The sequence below is a fragment of the Flavobacterium aquidurense genome (assembly GCF_002217195.1).
Classification (GTDB): Bacteria; Bacteroidota; Bacteroidia; order Flavobacteriales; family Flavobacteriaceae; genus Flavobacterium; species Flavobacterium frigidimaris.
Map to the genome: position 1 here is coordinate 155,774 of NZ_MUGR01000001.1, position 24,301 is coordinate 180,074.

23 protein-coding genes are annotated in these 24,301 nt (G+C 35.3%); 7 read left to right on the plus strand and 16 right to left on the minus strand.

What is annotated here, in order from left to right; all coding sequences use genetic code 11:
* The first annotated feature begins 2 nt into the window (after positions 1–2).
* Together B0A67_RS00710 and B0A67_RS00715 are read left to right on the plus strand one after the other, a co-directional pair.
* On the plus strand, positions 3–3,068 hold the full coding sequence (locus tag B0A67_RS00710) for an efflux RND transporter permease subunit (RefSeq protein WP_072953595.1): 3,066 nt from the start codon (positions 3–5) through the stop codon (positions 3,066–3,068).
* A gap of 394 nt (positions 3,069–3,462) precedes the next feature.
* Positions 3,463–3,936 carry a hypothetical protein gene (locus tag B0A67_RS00715; RefSeq protein ID WP_072953597.1) on the plus strand — a complete coding sequence of 158 codons (474 nt, stop codon included), beginning with the start codon at positions 3,463–3,465 and terminating at the stop codon, positions 3,934–3,936.
* Positions 3,937–4,344: 408 nt separating this feature from the next.
* Here B0A67_RS00715 and B0A67_RS00720 read toward each other — a convergent pair whose 3' ends face one another.
* The 7 genes from B0A67_RS00720 to B0A67_RS00745 form a co-directional block, all read right to left on the minus strand.
* Positions 4,345–4,842 carry an energy transducer TonB gene (locus B0A67_RS00720; protein ID WP_072953599.1) on the minus strand — a complete coding sequence of 166 codons (498 nt, stop codon included), beginning with the start codon at positions 4,840–4,842 and terminating at the stop codon, positions 4,345–4,347.
* Positions 4,823–5,197 (minus strand): DUF2225 domain-containing protein, encoded by a 375-nt coding sequence (locus B0A67_RS24760; RefSeq protein ID WP_123887309.1) that lies wholly within the window; start codon positions 5,195–5,197, stop codon positions 4,823–4,825. The genes B0A67_RS00720 and B0A67_RS24760 overlap by 20 nt, the downstream gene beginning before the upstream one ends.
* A gap of 148 nt (positions 5,198–5,345) precedes the next feature.
* Entirely contained in the window at positions 5,346–5,852 is a 507-nt protein-coding gene (locus B0A67_RS00730) for a PRC-barrel domain-containing protein (protein ID WP_072954215.1), read from the minus strand.
* Between the two features lie 34 nt (positions 5,853–5,886).
* On the minus strand, positions 5,887–6,042 hold the full coding sequence (locus B0A67_RS24860) for a hypothetical protein (protein WP_207557287.1): 156 nt from the start codon (positions 6,040–6,042) through the stop codon (positions 5,887–5,889).
* Between the two features lie 191 nt (positions 6,043–6,233).
* Complete coding sequence (locus B0A67_RS00735; RefSeq protein ID WP_072953603.1) at positions 6,234–6,932, minus strand: DUF1826 domain-containing protein; 699 nt, start codon at positions 6,930–6,932, stop codon at positions 6,234–6,236.
* Between the two features lie 419 nt (positions 6,933–7,351).
* Positions 7,352–8,776, minus strand: coding sequence for an amino acid permease (locus B0A67_RS00740; protein WP_072953605.1), 1,425 nt, complete (start codon positions 8,774–8,776; stop codon positions 7,352–7,354).
* A gap of 173 nt (positions 8,777–8,949) precedes the next feature.
* A complete protein-coding gene (locus tag B0A67_RS00745) occupies positions 8,950–10,197 on the minus strand; it encodes an MFS transporter (protein WP_072954218.1) in 1,248 nt (415 codons plus the stop codon).
* 112 nt (positions 10,198–10,309) lie between these two features.
* On the opposite strand from B0A67_RS00745, the gene B0A67_RS00750 reads away from it, so the two are divergent.
* The 3 genes from B0A67_RS00750 to B0A67_RS00760 all read left to right on the plus strand — a co-directional run bounded on the left by B0A67_RS00750 (position 10,310) and on the right by B0A67_RS00760 (position 13,415).
* Entirely contained in the window at positions 10,310–11,182 is an 873-nt protein-coding gene (locus tag B0A67_RS00750) for a LysR family transcriptional regulator (protein WP_072953607.1), read from the plus strand.
* Between the two features lie 121 nt (positions 11,183–11,303).
* Entirely contained in the window at positions 11,304–12,176 is an 873-nt protein-coding gene (locus B0A67_RS00755) for a helix-turn-helix domain-containing protein (RefSeq protein WP_242670896.1), read from the plus strand.
* A gap of 69 nt (positions 12,177–12,245) precedes the next feature.
* On the plus strand, positions 12,246–13,415 hold the full coding sequence (locus B0A67_RS00760) for an iron-containing alcohol dehydrogenase (RefSeq protein WP_072953612.1): 1,170 nt from the start codon (positions 12,246–12,248) through the stop codon (positions 13,413–13,415).
* A 79-nt stretch (positions 13,416–13,494) separates the two neighbouring features.
* Here B0A67_RS00760 and B0A67_RS00765 read toward each other — a convergent pair whose 3' ends face one another.
* Complete coding sequence (locus B0A67_RS00765; RefSeq protein ID WP_072953614.1) at positions 13,495–15,930, minus strand: DUF4982 domain-containing protein; 2,436 nt, start codon at positions 15,928–15,930, stop codon at positions 13,495–13,497.
* A 223-nt stretch (positions 15,931–16,153) separates the two neighbouring features.
* Here B0A67_RS00765 and B0A67_RS00770 point away from each other — a divergent pair, with 223 nt between their 5' ends.
* On the plus strand, positions 16,154–16,441 hold the full coding sequence (locus tag B0A67_RS00770; RefSeq protein WP_123887311.1) for a hypothetical protein: 288 nt from the start codon (positions 16,154–16,156) through the stop codon (positions 16,439–16,441).
* 71 nt (positions 16,442–16,512) lie between these two features.
* Here B0A67_RS00770 and B0A67_RS00775 read toward each other — a convergent pair whose 3' ends face one another.
* The 6 genes from B0A67_RS00775 to B0A67_RS00800 all read right to left on the minus strand — a co-directional run bounded on the left by B0A67_RS00775 (position 16,513) and on the right by B0A67_RS00800 (position 21,505).
* On the minus strand, positions 16,513–17,427 hold the full coding sequence (locus B0A67_RS00775; protein WP_072953617.1) for an AraC family transcriptional regulator: 915 nt from the start codon (positions 17,425–17,427) through the stop codon (positions 16,513–16,515).
* A 148-nt stretch (positions 17,428–17,575) separates the two neighbouring features.
* Positions 17,576–18,574, minus strand: a complete 999-nt coding sequence (locus B0A67_RS00780) for an NADP-dependent oxidoreductase (RefSeq protein WP_072953619.1) — start codon at positions 18,572–18,574, stop codon at positions 17,576–17,578.
* A gap of 1 nt (position 18,575) precedes the next feature.
* Positions 18,576–19,343, minus strand: a complete 768-nt coding sequence (locus B0A67_RS00785) for an SDR family oxidoreductase (RefSeq protein ID WP_072953621.1) — start codon at positions 19,341–19,343, stop codon at positions 18,576–18,578.
* A 102-nt stretch (positions 19,344–19,445) separates the two neighbouring features.
* Positions 19,446–20,036 (minus strand): TetR/AcrR family transcriptional regulator, encoded by a 591-nt coding sequence (locus tag B0A67_RS00790; protein ID WP_072953623.1) that lies wholly within the window; start codon positions 20,034–20,036, stop codon positions 19,446–19,448.
* Positions 20,037–20,187: 151 nt separating this feature from the next.
* Positions 20,188–21,066 carry a DMT family transporter gene (locus tag B0A67_RS00795; RefSeq protein WP_072953625.1) on the minus strand — a complete coding sequence of 293 codons (879 nt, stop codon included), beginning with the start codon at positions 21,064–21,066 and terminating at the stop codon, positions 20,188–20,190.
* A 1-nt stretch (position 21,067) separates the two neighbouring features.
* Entirely contained in the window at positions 21,068–21,505 is a 438-nt protein-coding gene (locus B0A67_RS00800; protein WP_072953627.1) for a DUF2000 domain-containing protein, read from the minus strand.
* Positions 21,506–21,658: 153 nt separating this feature from the next.
* Here B0A67_RS00800 and B0A67_RS00805 point away from each other — a divergent pair, with 153 nt between their 5' ends.
* Positions 21,659–22,126, plus strand: a complete 468-nt coding sequence (locus B0A67_RS00805; protein ID WP_072953629.1) for an Lrp/AsnC family transcriptional regulator — start codon at positions 21,659–21,661, stop codon at positions 22,124–22,126.
* 92 nt (positions 22,127–22,218) lie between these two features.
* Here B0A67_RS00805 and B0A67_RS00810 read toward each other — a convergent pair whose 3' ends face one another.
* On the minus strand, positions 22,219–23,580 hold the full coding sequence (locus B0A67_RS00810) for a HAMP domain-containing sensor histidine kinase (protein WP_072953631.1): 1,362 nt from the start codon (positions 23,578–23,580) through the stop codon (positions 22,219–22,221).
* Positions 23,577–24,266 (minus strand): response regulator transcription factor, encoded by a 690-nt coding sequence (locus tag B0A67_RS00815; protein ID WP_072953633.1) that lies wholly within the window; start codon positions 24,264–24,266, stop codon positions 23,577–23,579. The genes B0A67_RS00810 and B0A67_RS00815 overlap by 4 nt, the downstream gene beginning before the upstream one ends.
* Between the last annotated feature and the right edge of the window lie 35 nt (positions 24,267–24,301).

Sequence of the window (24,301 nt, forward strand, 5' to 3'; positions counted from 1 at the left end):
CCATGAAGATTACAAACTTTGCCGTTAAAAACTATCAGTTCACACTGATTATATTTCTTCTCGTGTCTGTTGTAGGGTATCTGACCCTGTTTTCAATGCCACGATCAGAAGATCCTTCTACTCATCCGCCCCAATATCTCATTACGGTTATTTATCCCGGAACCAGTCCAAAGGATATGGAGGAACAGGTAGTAAAACCTATTGAAAATAAAATTTACGGACTCGAAAATATCGATAAAATCCTGACCACTGTTGAAGACGGCGTAGCTGCCTTTCAGGTAAAATTTAAGTATGGGGTTGATGTAGATAATAAATACCAGGAAATTTCTACAGAAATGAATGCGCTGCAAAACAGCGAACTTCCTAAGGATATTTACCTGATAAAAACCGAAAAAATTGCCTCTTCAGATGTAAAAATTCTTCAGGTGGCCTTAATTTCAGAAAATGCATCAGATAAAAAACTGCGTGATGCGGCGGATGAATTGAAGACAAAACTGGAGAAAATCACCAACCTTAAAGACGTAAAATATGCCGGAATACCGGAACAGGAAATTAGAATTGACCTGCAGCTGGATAAACTTGCTCAGTTAAAAATTCCATTAAACCTTGTAATAGGAAGTCTTCAGAGTGAAGCTGCCGATATTCCCGGAGGAAGCGTCAATCTTGGCAGTAAAGTGTTTAATGTAAAGACAAGCGGTAAATTTAAAAATGCCGATGATGTTGCCAATACGGTTATTTACAATGCAAATGGTAAAATAATCTATATGAAGGATGTTGCCGAAGTAGGTTATAAATCTGAAACAGTAGATCATATTACCCGTATAAATGGTCATCGTTGTGTTCTGGTTACCGTAGGTATGAAAGACAACGTAAATATAACTGATGTTCAAAAAGAATTTTTACCAATAGTAGAGGAATTCTCTAAAGACCTGCCTCAAAATATAAAACTGATTAAAAACTTTGATCAGGCCAATATGGTGTCGCAGCGTCTGGGACATCTGGGCTTTGATTTTACCCTTGCGATTGTGCTGGTGATCATTACGCTTTTGCCATTAGGATCAAGAGCTTCATTGATTGTAATGATCTCCATACCGCTCTCACTGGCTTTAGGGCTTATTGTCATGAATGCCTTCGGTTATTCCTTAAATCAGTTAAGCATTGTAGGTTTGGTGGTGGCTTTAGGACTTCTGGTAGATGACAGTATTGTGGTGGTCGAAAACATCGAACGCTGGCTTCGTGAAGGTCATTCTAAAATGGATGCTGTTCTAAAAGGTACCAAACAAATAGGTCTTGCTGTTGTAGGCTGTACCGCTACTCTTGTTATTGCTTTTTTACCACTGGCTTTTCTTCCTGATGTTTCAGGTGAATTTATAAGAAGTCTTCCTATGGCAATTATTACGAGTGTTCTGGCCTCAATGATTGTGGCAATGACATTGGTTCCGTTTTTGGGAAGCCGATTTTTAAAAACGCACGAACATGGCGAAGGGAATGTTTTTCTTCAATACCTGCAAAAATTCCTGACACGATCTTACAGCAGGATTATGCCTAAAGCATTGCAGTTTCCAAAAACAACAATTGCTATATCCATAGCATTGAGCATAACCGCCTTTGGACTTTTTAAGGCTACCGGATTTAAGTTATTCCCAACTTCAGAGAAACCAATGTTTCTTATTAACATAAAAATGCCGCTGCAGGCCAATCTGACCGAAAGCGACAGGGTAACAAAACTGGTCGAAGCCGAACTGAAAAACCATAAAGAAATTGTCTTTTATACCGCCAATGTTGGCAAGGGAAACCCACAGATTTATTACAATGTACACCCGCAGGACAGAAAACCTGATTTTGCACAGATTTTTGTGCAGTTGGAAGATGAAGCAAAACCTACCGAAAAAACAGCTTTGATTGAAAGACTCCGAGAAAAATTCAAGACAATGCCTTATGCCAAAATCGAAGTGAAAGATTTTGAGCAGGGAACGCCTCTGGAAGCTAATATTGTAGTGAGGCTCTTTGGAGAAGATCCGGCCCTTCTGCGTAAGCTTTCTTCTGAAGTGGAAACGATATTGCGAAATCAGAAAGGGACAGTTTATATTAACAATGAACTCAACACGTACAAAACAGATGTCAAAGTAAAAATTAATAAAGAAAAAGCAAGAACATTAGGCGTGATGACCAGTGAGGCAGATAAAGTAGTACGTCTTGCTGTAGCCGGATTAACTGTTGGCGATTATATCGATAACAGAGGCGATGCCAGAAATGTTACTCTCACACTGCCCAGGGATAAATTTTCTGATCTGGACGCTTTAAAAAATCTGTATGTCAATAATATTCAGGGAACCCCAATTGCATTGAACCAAATTGCAGACATCTCTTTTGAAACTTCGCCAACAACGATTAATCATTTCAATAAATCCCGTTTTGCAAAGGTTACAGCATTATCAGACAAAGGATACTATGCCAATGATTTATTAACAGAGATCGTACCTAAACTTGATCAACTAAAAATGCCAAAAGGGTATTATTATAAATTGTCAGGTGAAAAAGAGTCCGAAGGAGATGCGCTGGGAGGAAATTTCCTTTCGGTAATTATTTTGAGCACATTCCTTTTCGTTGCTGTACTCCTATTGCAGTTCAAAACGTTTAAAGGAATCATCATTGTACTTTCCATTATTCCATTGGGAATTTTAGGCGGGGTCGTATTATTACTTATTAACGGAAGTCCTATGTCACTGGTTGCTATTATTGGTTTTATTGGTCTGTCGGGTATTCAGGTTAAAAATTCACTGCTGCTGGTAGATTTCACCAATCAGCTCAGACAGGAAGGATACTCCATAGATGACGCAATTGCGGTTGCCGGAGAAACCCGATTTTTGCCTGTAGTATTGACGTCTATAACGGCAATCTGCGGTCTTATTCCTCTGGCTTTGAATTCGAATCCTTTAATTGCACCGCTGGCCATTGTGCTTATCGGCGGACTGATAAGCTCTACTATTCTGTCGAGAATTGTAACGCCTGTGATGTACAAGCTGATGCCTCCGAGTATCGAAATTGAGACTAAAGAACCGAATTAATTAATTCAGGAAACCCAATCTCTTTAAATCTTATATAAAGTTTATAGAAATTTGTCTGTAGAGATCACAAAATCAAAATCCCCTTTCATAACGAAAGGGGATTTTTTTTATGTTTTTTTCCTATTATTTAATATCAGAATCAATTCTAAAATCTGTGGAGAGAAAAAAAATTGATTTTTTGTTTGATTTAAAAATTTAATCGAATCTTAAGCCAATAAAAAAATTAAGATCCCTAACAATTCGTTATTTTGTATATACCGTTTGAAAGCAGTTTCTTTGGAAGGGGAATAAAAAAAAAAAAACAATCAACAGATAATCAGCACCTTATAAGAAATTAAAAATTTAAGGCACGTTTCTTGTTTTATTCTAAAAATAACCATTAAAAATTGACATTATGAAAACTTTAAAATATTTTTTGATCGGAGTGCTGTTCCTTTCTTTTAGCTACTCTCATGCCCAGGTATCTGTAAATGTTAATATAGGTACACCACCGGCATGGGGACCGGTTGGCTATACAGATGTTCGATATTATTACCTGCCGGATCTTGAAACCTATTATGATGTAAACACATCAAATTATGTTTATTTGAATAATGGAAGATGGGTCAGAACGAGATCACTTCCTTCTGCTTACAGAAATTATGACCTTTACAGCGAATACAAAGTAGTCTTAACTGATTACAGAGGAGACAGACCTTATGACAATTTTAAAACCCATAAAGTAAAATATGGAAAAGGTTATAAAGGCCAGCCTCAAAAAACAATTGGTCAAAAACCCGGTAAAGGAAATAATAAACAGGGAAAAGACAATGGAAAGCACGATAATGGAAACCATAATGGAAACGGGAAAGGAAATGGTAAACATTAATTCAAAAATGCCCGAAACAACTTTTTTTTAAGCCCAACAGTACATTAAACTGCTCAAAATAGTTTGAAACGTACCTCTGGGATCACAAAATTAAAGTCTCATTTCATTAGAAATGGGACTTTTTTTATGCCTTTTTCCCATTATATACTATTGTATTCTAAAATATTATATAAGTAATATCTTATCCAGTTATAACATCGATCTGATCCGTTTTCCTGATTTTCTTTACTCCCCTTTCTCTTATTAGTGCTACTGCATCGAGCATTTTGATTAAATGAATATAGGGCGTCATCAGGTCAGAGCCAGCATCTCCGGGACAGACAGACAATGAAAGCTCTATGATTTGAGACAGAAATAATTCAAATTCTTTCAGTGTTACTTTATTAAATGCTTTTCGAAAGACAATAATTACTGAACATAATACGGAATACTATATAAACATCTTACTGGATTTCCATCTTTGATTGCCGGAATCCAGTTTGGGGATAATTTTATCACCCTTCCTAATTCTTTACCTGAACCATAACCAAAATCACGAAGAACTTTTATTGCAGATAAGCTTCCATCCTTTTCAATTATCATATTTACAAAAATCCCTCCTCTAGAAGCTTCATCATCCATTAATTCTTGTGGTATAACATAATTTTTCTTTATAAAAGCATAAAACTTGTTTATACCACCTGGATATTTTGGAAAAATTTCTACCACAGATGTACTATAAACTTCAGTATCTTCTGGCTTACTATCGTGAAGCTTTTCCAATTTTATTGCTTGTTGTGGCAAAGTCTTTTCGATATTTTTAGAAGCCGGCTCCGCCATTGCCGTCACAGTAGTATTTTGACAGCCCACAAGCAATAAAAAACTAATGGCTATTAAAAAATGTCTTTTATATTGTATTGTTTTCATCTTTCTTTACTGCTAATTCTTTTTGCTCCTTAGCTACTTCTTCGACCCAATCTTGCTTATTTGAATCGTTAATTGCTACATCATAATATTTTATTGCTTCATCAAAATTTCCAATTCTTCTTTCCATTTCAGCAACTAAATAATTAATGTTTGCAATTACTGATTTGTCTTCATATTCATTTTTATCTAAAGCAGAAATCAAATGACCCGATCGCGCTGATTTGTAATCCGTGCCCGCAAAGTATATCTTAACAAATCTAAAAAAAAAAATCCAGTTTTTGACTATAGACTTAACATTAGTATTTATTAATATAGAAACGGGGAGGGAAAGAATTTCCGTGCTATCGTTGCGCATAGGAATTATTGGTTCTATAAAGTTACCTAACTAACCTTTTTAAGCTGATTACAGTAAAAGCATAAAAAAATCCCATTTTAAAATGGGATTTTTTTGTCTTTTTAATCGATTTTAAATCTCAAAATACAATTTACATGTACAGTAAAATTTAGTGGTTGTCAAATTCCCTGCGGTTGTAAAAAGCGTCATCGTCACTATAATAGTTGGGATCATTTTCAGGATAATACGACTTCATTACTCTTCTTTCATATTCCCTGTCAAAATTTTGCTCCATATTATACCTGCTTGTTCTTCTAAAGGTGTCATATCCTATAGCGTTCGCCATGACAATTTTGGTGTCTGTATTTATGTTTACAGATCCAATGGGTATGATAATATGACTGTCTCCTTCTTTATAAACAAACTCTTTTCCGCTGTCGTTTGCTATAACATCACGAACCTCATTACGGTTGTCCTCTATTAACTTTTTATCTAGTTTTACATCCAGATAGACCACGCGCTGCATGTCTTTATTAACCCAAAGGTTATCAATTTTGCCTATTGTACGGTTTTCAGCATCTACGATCGTCCATCCTCTTACATCAGAATAATTTGAAGCAATTTTATAATTAGATAGTTCGTCGAGTCTGTATAAGTTTTTGTCTTTATTTTCCATAATTTTTTTATAAATAATATTATCTACTTTCCAGTTATTGTGCACTTGTACTATTTTCGATTTCTATGCTGCTTTCACTGTTAGCTTCATGATCTTTTACAAAAATGTAGTATATAAGTCCTCCAATTATCAGCAATACTGCAATCCATGGCCATATTGGTTTTTTCTTCTCAATTTTAATTTCTGCCATAACTTATTTTTTTAGATTAAATAATAGTTTTTAAAATACTAATTAAAGATACAAATGAGAATATGTTCTAAAGTATTTAATTTCAGCAGGATGTTACACAATTCCCAGTAGATTGATTTGAGGAATCGTTTATTTTTTTGACACACAATTAAAAAAAAACTTCTTCAACTGCATTGTCCGGACAATTGCCTTTAGCAAATCAGCAACAACCGATATTCCCCTTCATTTTCTTCCGGAGCTCTATGAATACAAGGCAATACTTGTTGTTTTGGGTGATCTACGGCAAGTCGCCAAAGATGTCCTAACCCTAAATTAACAGGCTTTGCATCTGCATGCACCTGATAATGCAAGTCGAAATAATTTTCTTTCAGAAAGTCTTCGAATTCTTCTTCTGGTCCGTCGTGCAGCTCTTTTAGTTTGGCCCGAATTTCCGGAATCAGGATTTTTTGTTCTGCCTGTGTATTAGCAATAATATCGCTTACCGCTCCGTGATAGGTACATAAAAAAGTATCTGTTGCAATGGGCGAACGATCAACATGAAATGAATACACATCTGTCGATATAAAATCGAATTCGTCATCACGTTCGTAACACTTGAGTAAATTAAGAGAAGGCGAAGCGCCAAAATCAGTTAATAATTGCAGATCGTTCAAGATTATTTCCCTTGCTATATTTCCCTTTGGGGAGAGTTGTAGTGCAATTAGGTCTTCAGGATCAACTTCGGTTATATTTTCTTTTAGAGATAATTGGGCTACAATTTCGTTAAAATCGCCGTCCAAATTTCTGTACCAGCACAGCGCATTCATTTCTCCCCTGAAATTGTTATGTACAAGATCAGAGAAAGTAGGCACTACTCCTATTTGGCTGTTGTCAGAAAATATATTGCTCATCGTATAATTAAGAATCCGGTTACTTCATGCATTACAAAATTATGCAATAACCCCCGTTGCATGTCATTATTTTTAAACACATAGATTTAACACTTTTAAAAAAGGCGTTTCACTTATTTAAAATACACCTAGACCGCTATGTGTTAAATCTTTTTTTCATTAATTTATTCACGTTCTAACTTAACAATCTAAGAATCTGCAGATTAAAAATAAATCAGTTGTGTTTCACGCAGATTTTAAAAGATTCTGGCAGATTTACATGGATTTATTTATAACTAAAATTAAATATGCTTTAACCAGCAAAATATGAGTTAAAAAATCATTTTCTCCACAACATTTTCCCTTGATTCAAAAAAACCAGCAACTTTAATGAATTATATGCAGAGAATTACAATCTGGAATGGTATAATAAATACTATTTATTTTTTTGTGTTTAAAACTTTATAACATACATAAAGAATACCCAGCCAAATAGGAATCAATTCTACGGATAACTTCATATTCGTGATCCACATGATGGATAAAATACCCAATAAAAACACGAAACAAATATAATTACTAACCGGATAAAACAATGATGCAAACTTCGTTTTTGTACCTTCCTTGTCTTTCGAACGCCTGAATTTGAGATGTGTATACGAAATCATCACCCAGTTAATAATTAAAGAAGACACCACTAAAGACATTAAAATACTAAAAGCCTCTTCTGGAATTATTTTATTTATTAAAATACAAATAGCGGCAAAACATGAAGAAATTAAAATCGCATTTATTGGTACTGATTGTTTGTTGAGCTTCATTAAAAACTTAGGCGCATTGCCCTGATCTGCCAAACCGTACAACATGCGGGAGTTGCTGTATACACTGCTATTATATACTGACAAAGCTGCTGTTAATACAATAAGATTAAGCGCATTAGCAATAAGTCGTGTAAAAAATATTTTGTTGCCAAACAACTCAAATTCCATTCCGTTTAAATTCTGAAAAACCATTACAAACGGGCTGCTGTCTGTCGTAATTTGCTGCCACGGCGACAAAGCAAATAAAATTACCAATGCACCAACATAAAATATAAGGATTCTATAGATAACCTGATTGGTTGCTTTTGGAATGTTTTTTTTCGGATTTTCTGCCTCAGCAGCCGTAATCCCGATCAGTTCTAAACCACCAAACGAGAACATAATCAGCGCCATTGCCGCTAATAAACCCTGAAAGCTGCCAGAAGCCGTTTTTTCGAAGAAACCTTTTGGAAAAAATCCTCCATCGTTATATAAATTATGAATCGAAGCATGCTCTCCTCCTGTACCACTTATTAGCAAGTAAGTACCAAAGAGGATCATGGCAATAATTGCAACTACTTTTATGATCGAAAACCAAAATTCAGTTTCTCCGTACACTTTTACGGAAGCAAAATTTAAGGCATTAATAATCAGGAAGAAAAATAAACTAGATGCCCAGAGCGGAATTTCAGGCCACCAAAACTGTACATAAACACCAATGGCTGTAAGTTCAGCCATACTCACTAAGATATATAAAATCCAATAATTCCAACCGGATGCAAAACCTGCAAAAGAGCCCCAATATTTATAGGCAAAGTGGCTAAAACTTCCTGATACCGGTTCTTCGACAACCATTTCGCCAAGTTGTCTCATAATAAAAAAAGCGATAATTCCGGCAACAGCATATCCTAAAATAACAGATGGTCCTGCAAGAACAGCCGCGGGACCAATACCAAGAAAAAGACCTGTTCCTATTGATCCGCCTAATGCAATTAACTGAATGTGGCGGTTCGTCAGCCCGCGTTTAAGCTGATTGTCCTTTTCGTCTTCGTGTTTTTGTTTCACAAATTAAATTTTTAAATGAGTTTAGTGTACTCACAAATGTATAAACGGCGAAGATAAGTTAAAAAAGGAATCGTACAAAGCATGCAATATGCCAAAACCTGTGGAAACAGAAAAAAATACCACAAAGAATGCCAAGTTGTTTTACTCTGAACTTCTATAAAAAGGCATCTTTATTATACCTTTAATGTCCTTAATTCCGCTATTTCTGATGGTTTATTTTTAGAAAAAATGTTTTTCTTGTAATATAAAAATACTAAAACGGATAGAATACCTATACCTCCCTCAATGGCTACAGCCTCTTTTGGACCTGATATTTCTGCCAGAAGCCCTATTGATAAACTTCCAACGGGCATAACGCCCTGATAAGCCATTATATAATAACTAATCGCTCTTCCTCTCATATGCGGTGCGGCATTGGCCTGAATGTAAGTATTAATTGCTGCTGACTGCGCCATCATGCCTATTCCGCTCATTGTCATAAAAAACAATGCCACAGGCAAAGCATTTGAAAGCGATAAAAATAAAACGCTTCCTCCGAAAAGAAAACTTGAAATCACAATCGTCTTGATTAAATATTTATTCGACTTTAAATTAGCCAGGTATACAGCACTTAATACAGAACCAAAACCCATAGCGCTTTCAAAAAGACTAAATGTTTTTGCCGTACCATTGAAGAGATCTTTTGCAAAAATGGGCATTAGCGTATTAAAAGGAAGTACTGCCAAACTGCTAACTGCGAGAAGAAGAATGAGGCTCATTAAATCTTTCTCACCGGAAATATACTGAAAACCTTCTTTTAATTCTCCCCACAAACTGTTTTGTGGCTTTATATTAACCGTAATTTTCATTCGCATCATATAAAGACAGATCAAAACCGGTATATAACTAACAAAATTGCTGATAAAACAAAAGTCCTCACCAAGGGTACTCAATACAATTCCGGCTAAAGCCGGGCCTACTACTCTGGCTAAATTTGTCATAATCGAATTTAAGGCGATCGCATTAGGCAAATCTTCGGCATTATCTACCATGTCGATCATCAGCGTCTGACGGCAGATCACATCAAAAGAATTTATAATTCCCTGCACCAGACTCAACAGTATAATTCCTGTTATACTATAGCATTTAAAATAAAGCATCGCTGCCAAAGCTCCCGCCTGAACCATCGAAATAATCTGACTGTTGATCATCACCTTAAATCGGTTATGCCTATCGATATAACTCCCGGCGTAAGGCGATAAAACCAAAGAAGGAATCAAGCTTACAAAAGTAACTATGCCCAATAATAATGCTGAACCTGTTAATCGATAAACCAACCAGCTCACTGCCGTTTTCTGCATCCAGGTTCCCATAAGAGAGACGGATTGCCCGTAGAAAAAGAGCTTAAAATTTCTGTATTTTAAAGATCTGAAAATATTCATAATAACTGAAGTAAAATGTTTCAATGATTTTATCACTGCAAATTTCACTATTATTTCTACATTTGTAAAACGTTATTATTCTATCACATCAATCGACAAAACCGATTTAGAAATGGAACTCAGACAACTCAAATATTTTCTAAAAGCAAAAGAACTGCTTAACTTTACTGAAGCTGCCAACAGTTTACATATAAGTCAAAGTACGCTTTCGCAACAAATAAAACAGCTTGAAGACGAATTAAAAATTCCACTCTTTAACCGCATAGGCAAACGAATTACCATCACAGAAGCTGGCGAATTATTCTCGATATACGCCTTACAGAGTGTCAACAAGTCGAAAGAGGGACTGCAGCTGCTTAAAGACCTAAACGATCTTGAAACCGGAAAAATTACAATTGGAGTAACGTATGCCCTGCGATACGTTCTGACAAAATCTCTGGTTGAATTTACTTCGAGATTTCCAAAAATCAAATTTGAGATTGTATTTGGAACTTCAAAAGAACTGATACATAAACTAAGTCATTTTGAATTGGATTTTATCCTTACTTTTGAAGAAATCCCATCAGAAAACCATTTCAAGTACCAGGAATTGTTTTCCTCTCCAATGGCTTTGGTTACATCTTCTAAATCTGTATTAAAAGGTAAAACCAGTATAGGTTTAGCTGAAATCAGCAAGCTTCCGTTGATACTTCCTGCAAGAGGTTACAGCACTACACAATTTATAAATGATGCCTTTCTTAAAAATAAACTAGACATCGATGTTACGATAGAAATAAATGACATCCCCACTTTACTGGAACTGGTAAAAACGGGAAATTGGTATACGATCCTTACCCAGACAACGGTTGCCAGCGAAAAAGACCTGTTTACTATTCCAATTACTGGAAAAGATATGACAAGAACCGCCATGATTATCTCGCTTAAAGAAGTCTACGAAAAAAAAGCCGTGAGTATTTTTTTAAGTATCCTTAAATCACTGGTCTAATAATTATGCCACAGCTTTAGATTTCCTTTATAGCACTAAATAAAATATCTCAATACTAAAATCCACCAAAATCAAACACTTCAAAAAAAGCGGTTTGGTAGTAGCACTATATCTAATGAACATGAAAAGGTCCGAGCTTAAAAAAATTCTTCAGAAAACAGAAGACAAAAATTTATCATTCCGTGTTTTTGATTTAGAAAAAGAACATTTAGAAAGCTATCAGCAGCCACGCAAAAATGATCACTTTTTTATTGTCGTTGTAGCAACAGGAAAAGTTGAAATACAGATCGAAGACAAAATTCATTTTCTTAAAGCAGGGAAAATTTCTATTGTGTTTCCGGAACAAATTTGCTTTATATCTAATTTCAGCGATGATTTAACCGGTAAAATAATTTTATTTGAAGAAGTATTATTTTGTTCCGATATATTAAAAAACGAGTTAAGTCCTTATAACGTAAATCTTTCTGCCAATCTTAATTGTACAGCGCTTCCCAATCCGGAATTCGAAGAAGCCATTACGCTTGTCAAAAACATTCAGAATATTTATAATAAACCAAGCCTTGTCAAAAAAGAACAAGCCCGTTTTTACATCAAAGTGTTTTTATTGGGACTTATAGAATCGGTACATGGTCAGCATCCTGTATTGCATCAAAAAACAAATCAGCATATTTATATTGGTTTCAAAAAACTATTAAATCAACAATATCGAAGTGAGCGCACGGTGCAATACTACGCGTCGCAGCTTTCTATTACTCCTAAAAAACTCAATGAAATAACCAAAAAACATTGTGGTGAAACGGCGATAAATGCGATTCATAATCGAATTCTGACTGAAATCAAACGTCAATTATTGTTTTCTGATCTCTCACACAAAGAAATTGCTTTTGAGCTGGGATTTAGTTCTCCGTCAGCCCTTAATAAATTTGTACGCGCAAAACTCAAAGAAACACCTACCGAACTTCAGCAGGAACTGGCGCAAATTTATACCGCATAGTCATGTTTGTATAACATCCTGCCCTGCCCTCACATCTAACTTTGCATCAATAATTAAATACTATTAAAGATGAGCAAATTATTTGTTGCAGGAGAAGTTTTCCATGGTCCGGGAAGCCTTGAAGAATTAAAAAATATAAAAGGTAAAAAAGCATTTGTCGTAACCGGAGGAAGTTCGATGAAAAAAAGCGGAACGCTTGACAAAGCTGTGGCATATTTAAACGAAGCAGGAATCGAAACTTTTGTTTTTGATGGTGTCGAAGAAGATCCGTCATCAGCAACCAGTTTTAAAGGTGCAGAAGCTATGCGTGAGTTTCAGCCGGACTGGATCGTAGGTATTGGCGGATGTTCTGCAATTGATGCCGCTAAAACAATGTGGATTTTTTACGAACACCCAAATACGGAATTTGATTCACTTATTAAACCGTTTAGCGTACCGGTACTTAGAAATAAAGCGAGATTTATAGCCATTCCGTCTACTAGCGGAACAGGAACTGAAACGACAGGTTTAGCCGTAATCACAGATCGCGAAAAAGGAGTAAAATATCCAATTGTTTCATATGAATTAACTCCGGATATTGCCATAATCGATGGAGAAATTTGTGCTTCGATGCCCGCACACGTAACGTCAAATACAGGATTAGATGCCTTAACACATTGCGTTGAAGCGTATGTTTCTAATATTGATGATAATTTTGCTGACGTATTAGCAAAAGGCGGTTTACAAATTGTTTTTGACAATCTGGAAGAAGCGGTAAAAAACCCTTCGAATATTACTGCACGTCAAAACATGCATGATGCTTCATTTATGGGAGGTTTGGCTTTCAATAATGCATGGTTAGGTATTGTTCACTCCTTGTCTCATCAGGTTGGTGCTTTGTATGGCATTCCACACGGATGTGCAAATGCGATCTTCTTACCTAACGTTATCCGATATAATAATTCGGCCACTACTAAATTTCCGTCACTTGCAAAAGTAATTGGACTTGAAACAGCTGAAGAATTGGCTCAGGCAATTGAAGGACTAAGAAAAAAAGTCAACAATATTTCTTCTCTAAAAGAATTTGGAATTTCAAAAGAAGACTGGGACAAAAATCTGGATTATATTGCAAATAATGCATTAATCGATCCATGTACCGGTTTTAATCCTAGAGTAACAAACCTTGAGGATCTGAAAGACATTTATAATGCCTGCTACGAAGGTATTGTTTATGCTAATGAGACATTAGTTACAAACTAGTTATAAAAAACAGAATAAAAAAGCAAACCAGACATTTTTTGAATGTCTGGCTTGTTTGTTTTAGTAGTATTCTAAAGTATTAAAGTTCTGACTTTAAATTTATCTTTCCTTTCTGAAGTCCTTTACCTGTTACTTCCAATTGAATTGCTCCTGCAGTTTTAATTGCTTTAACCAAAACTACCAATTTACCGCTGAAAAGCTTCATTTTATTGTCATGAAATATTTCTAATGATGTAGCATCGCCATTACATGCCGCTCTGTAAGTTGCAGCGCCCGTTACTTTAAAATTTAGTTCATTGATTGCTGTCGGGCATGGAATTCCGTTTTTATCTACCACCGAAACTGTTACAAAAGAGATATCATCACCATCGGCTTTGATCACTTTGCGATCTGCTTCTAGAACAATTTTGTATGCCTCTGCGGCAGTTTTAACCTCACTTTCAGCAGCTATTTTGCCATTCGAATCAAATGCTACAACTTTTACAGTTCCAGGCTCGTATTTCACATCATTCCACATTAAACGATAGCGGTTTTGCGGAGTTGAATTGTTCTTTTTCTGCACGCCCATGCTTTTTCCGTTTACGAAAAGTTCTGCGCTATCGTAGTTTGTGTAAACAAAAACGGGAGTTATTTCGCCTTCTCTTCCTTTCCAGTTCCAGTGTGGCAATATATGAAGCGTTTTATCCTGCTTATTCCATCTGCTTCTGTACAGATAAAAACGATCTTTAGGAAGTCCTGCCAAATCTGAAATACCGAAATAAGAACTTCTTGATGGCCATTTTTCATCATAAGGCGTTGGTTCTCCCAAGTAATCAAAACCGGTCCAGACAAATTCGCCAATAACCCACGGTTTATCGTCCTGCAATACAAAATCTTCATCCGGAACATTCGACCAGCTGCACGCTTCGAGATCATAAGAAGAAGATTGAAGATCGTCATATTGTTTCTCTTTTTGCTGTACAACAGGAAATTTGTAAATTCCTCTTGAACTCACCGTCGACGCTGTTTCTGATCCTAATATAAATCCTTGCGGGAACGATTTATAAGCTTCTTCGTAAAGCTGAACTCTGTAATTCAGTCCCGGTATATCTAATAAAGAACCAAAACCGGATGCCATAGTTTGTTTTACCTGATCCATTCCCACCGTTACCAGACGCGTAGGATCTTCTCTATGAAAAACATCCTGCAAAAATTTAGCCCTTGTTAAACCTTCGGCTCCATATTGATCCGGAACTTCATTTCCTGAACTCCACATGACAATACAAGGATGATTTCGTGTGGCTCTCACTAAATTTACAATGTCTTTTTCTGCATATTCTTCAAAAAAACGATGATATCCGTTTTTTACTTTTGGCTTTGCCCATTCATCAAAACTTTCAGCCAGAAACATAAATCCCATTTCGTCAGCCAATTCAAGCTGTTCAAAAGAAGGCATATTATGAGAACTTCGAATCGCATTACATCCCATATCTTTTAGAATTGTAAGCTGTCTTCTTAGCGCCGCTTTATTTACTGCAGCTCCAAGAGGCCCAAGGTCATGATGAAGACAAACGCCTTTAAACTTTGTTACTTTTCCGTTAAGGCTAAAGCCAATATGAGGTTCATACTTAATTGATCTGATATCAAATTTTATACTTTGTTCGTCTTTTAAAGTTCCGTCAGCTGCGTATAATTTGGTAATCGCGGTATATAAATAAGGCGTTTCAGGACTCCATAAATGAGATTTTGCAACATCAATAGTTTGATGAAACTTTCCGTCTTTTATTTCTGTAATTTTTTGCGTTGCTACAATAGTATTAGATGCATCTTTTATTTGCGTTACCATCGACAAATTATTGCCATTCACTTCAGCTTTTAGATCAACAACAGCGGTATTTTCATTGATGTCCGGAGTGGTAATAAAAGTGCCCCATTGCACAAAGCTTTCCTCCTCTTTTACCACAATACTTACTTTTCTGTATAAACCGGCTCCGGGATACCATCTTGACGAAAATGGTTCGTTGGTCAATTTTACTGCCAGCAGGTTTTCTGCTCCCGGAATGAGATCTTTGCTAATATCAATATAAAAATAGCTGTAGCCGTAACCCCATTCTCCTATTTTTTTTCCGTTCAAAAAAACCTGAGGTTCGCTCATCGCGCCTTCAAAAATAAGAAGCGCTTTTTTACCTTTTTTAAACTCCGGAATCGAAAACGCATTACGATACCAACCTGTACCAATATGCGGCAATGCTCCGGTACGACCTGTTTTTTCGGTGGGCACTTTTTCTCCGTTTTGTTCAATTGCCGAAACTTGCTTGTCCCATTCTTTATCAAAAGGTCCGTAAATGGCCCAATCGTGCGGGACACTGACTTTTTCCCATTTCGAAGCATTAAAATCTACAGAAAAAGCATCTCCTTTTATTTCTTTAGAAAAGAGCCAATTCTCTTTTAAAACAGTAGTCGATTGTGACATCATTTCTACAGAAGAAAAAATCAGCAGAAATAACGATAATATTGATCTAAAAATTAAATTCATGTTTTGTTTTATTTTTTCTCCACTAATATATTAAGATAATTTAGCTTTATGAAAATTAATAACTTAATGGTAAAATTTAATTTTTATTTTTTATTAAATGAACCAAATCCTGAAAAGCATGAACGGTTCGAATACAACTCACTAAAATTAAACTCTTATAATATTATCCTTCGATAAAACTGTTATAAGCCAATTTTCGTATATGCAGGTAAAAGCAGTTGTCATGGAAACATTACCAATCTTTCTTGTAAAAGTTCTGCAAGTTCTTGCTGACAGATACGGCATGAATTGTACTTTAGAGGAGTTAACAAGTCTTTTGACTCCAATTTTTAATGCTGCCACACTATTTAAAGACAGTATATCTAATGAAAAGGAAAACCAGGCTAGAGTACTTGATGCTTTACTTTTTTTGAATCACCACGGATATATCTTTTTAGATAGAAATTCTGACGAAAGTACGATCAGTATAAAAGGCCTGATTGCAGTAAATAGTAAGATCTTTTGCAATTAGGTCTGCGAATGTAAATGTATTGAAGTCGTTGCTATTACTTTCCTTATTAATAGCAAGGAGCAGCTTACCTGCTAATCATTACTATGAAGATAAAAGTTTCTGAAATCCAACGGTGAAATATTGGTGTGTTTTTTAAAATATTTCACGAAGTAAGAATCATCATTAAAACCAAGATTGTATCCAATTTTATTTATACTAAAATTAGTATTCAGCAGCATTTTTTGTGCTTCATCAATTATTCTTTCGTGTATCAGCTGAGAAGGACTTTTATCCAGCAACTGGCTGGTTAAATCTGACAATGTTCTGGATGATATCTGCATAATCCTGGCGTATTCTGACACGTTGAGCTCTTTTTTGAAATTGTCTTCTATCAGATTAAGAAATTTTGCCAATTTCAATTGTTTTTTGTCACCCGGAAGAATATGATGTCCCATACTTGTATTCAATTTATTCCATTTGTGCTGCAGCTGAATGAGGAAGACTTTGAGGTAGTTCCTGACAAGTTCTGCCTGATAAGGCTTGTTTTTGTTGTTTAATTCATTTTTAATTAAATTCAAATATTCATCTAACACAAAGAGATCATCCCTATCTAAATTAATATAGGGCGGCGTAAGTTTTTTGAATAAATCATATTTTAAAAGAAAATCAGCATCATTGTTATTCTGAATTAAAAACTGCTCATTAAACTGAATTAAAACACCGCTATAATGCGTGTTTTTATCAAAATAATGAACCTGTTCTTTCGTCACGAAAAAAAGCGTGTTTTCGATGACATCAAATCCTTTATAATCAACAAAATATCTGCCATTTCCGTTTTTAAACCATATGATCTGATAGTAATTCTTACTATGTGCCTTTCTCCTTTTTTTATCGTATTTTTTCAGGTAGTTTTCAATTTCATAAACAGAAAACCTTGGCATATTAGGTTGATACTGATTCAGATGTTGTTCATCAGTTTTATCTGGATTATTAGTAAAATTTTGCATTTGGCGCAATTAAAATTAAAAATTTAGAAGAAGAAAGAAAACATCCAATACCATAGATGTCTAATCTTTCATTTACTTTTTACTTTCAGGATGTAAGGATATTGTCTCTAACGAGTTATTGAAAATCCAGTTAAATGCAACAGCCTGTTTATTTTATTTTGATCACTACTTTTCCTTTCGCACGTCCGCTTTCTACATATTCCAAAGCATTTTTTGCTTGTTCAAAAGGAAATACTTTATCTACAATTGGTTTAATGATACCGGCTTCAATCAGGTTCGTAATTTCCTGCAGCTGGCTTCCATCAGCTCTCATAAAAAGAAATTTAAAATACACATGCTTTTTTTTGGCTTTCTTTCTTATGCCAAAACTAATTAGTGCTAAAACAATCTTCAAATACCAAGGCAATCTTAATTCATCGGCAAATTCAGGTGTTGGCGGACCTGAAATGGAGATGACATTTCCACCGGACTTTAAGACTTTCAGGGATTTTTCGAGTGTTTTTATATCCTGACTGTTAAGTACTGCGTCATACTCTTTAAGAACACTTTCGAAATCCTGCGTTTTATAATCGATCAGTACATCTGCCCCCAGACTTTTGAGTAATTCGAAGCTATTACTGCTGGCTGTGGTAGCAACGGTGGCTCCCAAATGTTTCGCCAGCTGAATTGCTACTGTTCCCACTCCTCCGGAACCTGCCTGAATAAAGACTTTCTGTCCTTTTTTTAAATTAGCACTTTCAACCAGTGCCTGCCAGGCGGTAAGGGCTACCAGTGGCAGAGATGCTGCTTCCTCCATACTGAAGTTTCCGGGTTTAAACGCTACGTCTTTTTCATTGATGGCAATATACTCGGCAAACGTTCCTATATGATAATCTGATGGTCGGGAATATACGTGATCGCCAATTTTAAATTTGGTTACATCTTTGCCCACTTCGGTGATAATTCCAGCTACATCGTGTCCAAGTATTAAGGGAAATTTATAGGGAAGCATCAATTTAAATTCACCAGTTTTAATCTTGGAATCAAGAAGATTAACACCCGCTGCGTGCACCTCAATCAAAACCTCATTTTTACCCACAAACGGAATTGAAACATCTGCCAACTGAAGAGGTCCTTTTGCGTATTTGTTTATTATAAATGCTTTCATATTAGTTTTTTAAAAGTTGATGATTTTTCTTTGGATTAACTAACTCATAGGCGATCTTCGGGAAAAATCTTTGAATCAGATGAAGTAGTCTGGAGTCGCCCACACGAATAATATACCGGTCTTTTTGCAATCCCACAATAAGTCCCTTTACCATTGCTTCAACAGAGATTTTTTTATCGTTCCTGTCTGCAGTCATTTCAGTAGCAACAAGCGGCGGGATTAGTTCGAATATTTTTACGTTACTGCCAATTATATTTAGATGTTCACGAAGTGACACCGTGTAGAATGCCAGCGCAGTTTTAGACGATGCATAAGTCGCTTCAATTAGCGAAGGAACCCTGCTCAGTATCGATGTTGTGTTGATTATAGCGCCTTCTTTTCTTGATTGAAGCATGTCAAGAAAAAGATTGTTTAGTCTTATAACGCCCAGATAATTTACCTCCATTTCATAAGCAGCACCCTCTGCATGTTTATCATTTGCCACACCCAGGTTTAATGGCGGAACCAGTACAGCTGCATTATTATATAAGATATCAATACCTCCTAATTCTTTTATTTTTTTTAAAAGAGAATCTCCATCTTCCTTATTTGCTATATCACTTTGTATCGCAATAAGAGCAGGATATTTTTTTTTAGCTGTATCCAGTTTGGCTTGATTTCTTCCGGTAACGATTACTTTAGCACCCATTGCCAAAAACTGTTTGGCGGCTTCCAGCCCTATTCCGGATGCTCCCCCGGTTATTAATATTGTTTTGCCTTGTATGTTCATGATGAATTATTTAAAGATTTATTTTTTTATAAATTCCGCGTATTTTAGACTTTTTAGTCTATTTTGTAATATACTTTTTAGTCTATTTTAAACCAAAAAAAATTATATGCTGTATTGCTCTAATTCAGACTTTAGACTTTTGATAAGTCCCTGCATTGGTTTTGCTGTCCCCATAACTCTGCACATAACAATACCACCTTCTACAGATGCTACCAATTTAAACGCAAAAACAACGGGATCCAGTTTACCGGAAAACTCGCCAATATTAATTCCTTCCTGAAGTAATCCTGCTAATTCCTGCTGACCACTTCTAAATACTTTCGCCACTTTCTCTTTTATAAGCGGATAATTATCATCTGCTTCTACTGCAGTATTAAGTATCGGGCAACCGCCGGAAATATAAGTTTCAATTGGATCTTTGTAAAAATCCAAAAATGCAAAAACTTTGCCTTTAATTGTTTTTGCCTGATAAACGGCTGCTCTGATTCTGTCTGAAATCATTTTCAATGACAAATCAATAACCTGCTCTGATAAATCTTCTTTATTTTCAAAATGACCATAAAGACAGCCTTTTGTCAGTTTTGTGGCCGCCAGAATATCATCAATATTAACCCCCGAGATACCTTTTTCATTATAAAGCGGTACAGCAGTTTCCAGTATAAATTGTTTTGTTCTTTCGGCCTTACTAAGCATTATAAATTAATTTAGAGGACAAATATACTAAAAAGTATATTATGTGTGATTTTTTTTGAATTTTATTAACTTTTAAATTTACCTGCTACAAGTTAAGTCTGTACAATTCGTTGCTATACAGTATCAATTTTGTTTTATCATAAGATCTACGTTATTTATTTTTTTCTGCAATATAAACTCCTGTAATAATACATAAGGCGCCCATAAGTGAGATAAAAGTAAAGGTTTCTCCAAGAAAGATTGTAGAAGTTAGAATCGTAGAAAATGGTACCATATAAATATAGTTTGCCGTTTGGGATGCTCCCAGTTGCTTGACAGCATAATTCCACATGATATAGCAAAGCATCGATGCAATCAGTCCAAGAAAAAGCAAGTTACCCCAAACTACAGGTTGACACATTAAATCAGGTTTCATTTGCAATGGAGAGAACGGGAAATAAAAACATAAGGACACGATTCCATAAAAGAAAACTTTCCGGGTTATAAACAAAGTATCGTACTTTGACGTTAGCTTTTTCAACACAAGACAATAAACTGCCCATAATATTGAAGCGAAAATAGTCAGAGCATCTCCTACGGGATTGATATCGAAGGCCATGCTCCCATTAAAAACCACTAACCCTACTCCCAACAAAGCAATCAAAGAACCATAGATTACTTTTTTCCGGAAAGCAGTTTTGTACAATAAAAAGGATAGTACAACAGTAAATAACGGTGAAGTACAAATAAGCAGCGAAACATTTGATGCTAATGTATAGCTCAATGCCTTGTTTTCTGCCAGAAAGAATAGAGAGCCTCCGGATAAACCACATACAAACAGCCAAAATTCGTCTTTATAATTGTTTGCCCATTTCTTATCGTGAGAAATAAGAATTGTGCATAAATAGGCAAGCAAAAACCGGTAAAAGAATATTTCAACAGAAGAAAGACCTTTATTTATCAGTATTTTAGTTGAGACATAAGTAGTTCCCCAAATAATTATGGTTACTGTTGCCAGAAAATGGTAGAATAATGTTTTATTTTTTAGCATATTACCTGATCAAGCTTAAATTTCCCGTAGCCTTATTTATTACTTTCTTGTCACCATAAATCGCTATACCGATATAACAAATATCATTTTCGTCTGTTGTGAGCATCGTGGCTTCATAGTGGTCATAGGTTTTGGATTTTTGGGCGATGTTGGTAAAACCTACAATCATCAGGTTTTCGAGATCAAGTGATACCAGTTGCTGGCGTATCTCCTTTATTTTTTCAGATGATGTACCAAGTATAGGAATTGGCATTTGTGTAATGCCAAGATGTTCCCCTCCTCTCTTGTCATAGATATGCTTGCCAACAATACTATTTATATTCCTGCCCAATGTTATAGACAAAACACTTGCTGTATTCGCTATAATGCCTACTGGTTGGGTATTATCAATTATTAATACACATTTTTTTACATCGTTAATTGTTTGTATGTCTTCCATTTTTTTAGTATTTAATTTTCTACAAATCTACAAACTGAAGACTATTTTACTACAACAAACACATAAATCGGGAAATTTTCCTAATTTTGAATTATATCCCGCAAAAAATACTTATCCCAACTATTCAAGATATTAAAAACAGGAAAAAAGACTATGACTAAATTAGATAAAACAGATATTGGTATCTTAAGTGCCTTGCAAAAAGATGCAAAACTAAACGTGAAAGAACTCTCAGATTTATTACACATATCCAAAACGCCTATTTATGAACGTATAAAGCGCCTGGAAAACGAGGGATATATCAAACAGTATGTCGCTTTAGTCGACAATAAAAAAGTGGGATTGCCATTGATTGTATTTTGTAATATTTCACTAGCTGTACATGATAATGAGCACATTAAACGCTTTCAGGAAGAAATCAAAGAGATTGAAGAGATCATGGAGTGCTATTCTACAGGCGGGATGTACGATTTTTTGATAAAAGTTGTTCTAAAAGACCTGGAACATTACAACGTCTTTGCGTTTGAAAAGTTGACAAAAGTTCAAGGCATTGTTAAAATGCAAAGTTCATTTGTACTTGGTGAGATAAAAAATATTACTACTCTAAATATACCATCTTAATAAAAGACTTTTGTTTTGCAAAACCAAACGAGCAAATTAGCGCTGGCAGCACAAGCTTTTGAACCATTAACCAGGAGGGAATTAGAAGTTTATTATACAGGCAGCGTAACTGTAAATGTGGTTCCTTTCCCTACAACAGAAGTAACCTCTATCATACCGTTATGAAGGCTTATAATTTGTTTCACAACAGACAAACCAATGCCGTAACCATTTTCATAGTTTTTGTTTTTCCCCCTGTAAAACAAATTGTATATCTGTTCCAGATCTCCTTCGGGGATGCCAATTCCGTTATCAGAAAAGGTTAGTATAATTCTGTCCGCAAAAGCATTTATGTCTACGTGACAGGAATGATCCTCAGAATACTTGCAGGCATTTTCCATAATATTCGAAAAGGCGATCTGCAATAAGTAAGGATTGCCGGAGTAATTATAAAAATTGACATCTGTTTCCTCTAAGTTCGTGTAACTTATCCCTATTCTGTATTTTACATCCTTTTTATTCAGCAGATTTAATTTGGCATCGACCAGAACCTCATCAATTCGGATATTAGACATTTTTATTTGTGATCTGTCGTAATTGGCGCGGGCAAAGTCAAGAAGTGCAGTCGAAAGCTGAGAAACATGATTGGCTTCTTCGAGAGCATTGTCGAGTGATACCTTATAATCATCAATGGTTTGGTTTAATTCTTTTCCAAGTTCAATTTCAGCAATCAAAATGGAGAGCGGCGTACGAAATTCGTGCGATATTGTGGTGACAAAATTTCGATGGTTATTAAAGGATTTCTCTAATCTGTTGAATGTATCATTAAAAGTCTGAGTGAGTTCATAAAGCTCGTCTTTTGCTTTTGGAACTATTATGCGTTTATTGAGATTATGTTCTGATATGTCCCTGATTTGAAAGATAATATCCTTTAGAGGTTTTAATGTGTAATAAGAAAATCCAAAACCAATTATAAATATCAATACAATAGAAATAAAATATACATACACTACATTCTCCTTAAAAGCACTGATATGATTGAGACCGGTTACATCTATTGCCCTTCCTACAATATAATATTCCTTGTTATTGTCTGTATATAAAATACCGCGATACTGGTATTTATTATCTGACCAATTTAGAGATTTGTTCTTTTTTATAGCCTGCAATATTTTTTTGCTCCCAAGTGGCGGCATATTGTCAGAAAAATAAAGATCAAAGTTGTGATCATAAACGCTTATGTCTGCCTCGTTTAGTACTTTCTTGTTTTTGGTGTGAAGAAATTTTATAAGTTCTTTATTGATCTGAGCATCAAATATAAACTCGGCACGCCAGGTTATTTTATAATCAAGACGGTCAAAAAATTCATCTCTTCGGTTTTTTTCAGATACAAAATAGACCGTATACGCAAAAACAAAAAGGATAAAAGCAGTTAATATAGCATAAGCGAGCGCTGTTCTGGTTACTAATTTCATATTTTACTGCTTAAAATAAACCCCATTCCTACTTTAGTATGAATTAGTTTCTGGTCAAAACCCTTATCAATTTTTTTTCTGAGATAAGCGATATAGACATCAATATAATTGGTTCCGGTATCAAAATTATTGCCCCAGACATTATCCGCTATTTCATCCCGTGTCAGTAATCTTTCGGGATTTTGCATCATAAAATGCAGCAGGTTAAACTCTTTTGGTGTCAGATTAATGGTTACTCCTTCTCTGTAGACAACCTTGGTTCGTTTGTCTAAAACAAGATTATTATAAACAATTTGAGCACCTTCTTCAGCAGCATTGATTGTGTCATTTTTGCGCTGGAGCAAAGCCTTTACCCTGGCATAAAGTTCGCGTATTTCAAAAGGTTTTACAAGATAATCATCTGCACCGGCATCAAAACCTTCAATTTTTTCATCGATAGTTCCCAATGCGGTCAGCATAATTATGGGGATTTTTTTTCCGGAATGGCGGATTTTTTTACAGAAAGTAATTCCATCCATTCCACCCAGCATAATATCCGTTATAATCAGTTCAAAGTCAATTTTTTCTAAAAGCACAAGTCCTTCCTCTGCTTCTTCTGCAATATATACCTGATATCCCTGACTTTCTAATCCCCGTTTAAGCAATGCAGAAACACGGCTGTTATCTTCCACTATCAACATCTTCATCTGTAGGCCTTCATTTTTAAATTCAATTCAAATTT